The organism is Phaeodactylibacter luteus (genome assembly GCF_007993045.1).
GTDB classification, from domain to species: Bacteria; Bacteroidota; Bacteroidia; order Chitinophagales; family Saprospiraceae; genus Phaeodactylibacter; species Phaeodactylibacter luteus.
Window position 1 is genome coordinate 1 of record NZ_VOOR01000259.1, and the last position, 285, is coordinate 285.

Genomic DNA, 285 nt, shown 5'->3' on the forward strand with positions numbered 1-285 from the left:
GTTCAGCGTCAGCATGCCGTTCATCGGGCCGGCGACCAGCGTGATCAGGGTATCTGGGCCGTCTACATCTATATCGTTCAACGATACATCGCCCATCAAAGGCATATCCTCTGCGCCCATGAAAGTATCGTTGTTGGCTATCGGCGCATCGTTTACCGCGTTCACCGTGATGTCTACCGATGCCGTATCGCACAGCTCGGGCGTGCCCCCATCACAGTAGGAGTACTCAAAGATGTCCATGCCGTTGAAGTCCGGGTCCGGGGTATAAGTGAACGTGCCGTCCAG

At 56.1% G+C, this 285-nt stretch carries 1 protein-coding gene; it reads right to left on the reverse strand.

Going from position 1 to position 285, the window contains the following annotated elements; all coding sequences use genetic code 11:
* The coding region (locus FRY97_RS22795) for an Ig-like domain-containing protein (RefSeq protein WP_211356971.1) at positions 1 to 285 on the reverse strand (285 nt) is incomplete at both ends.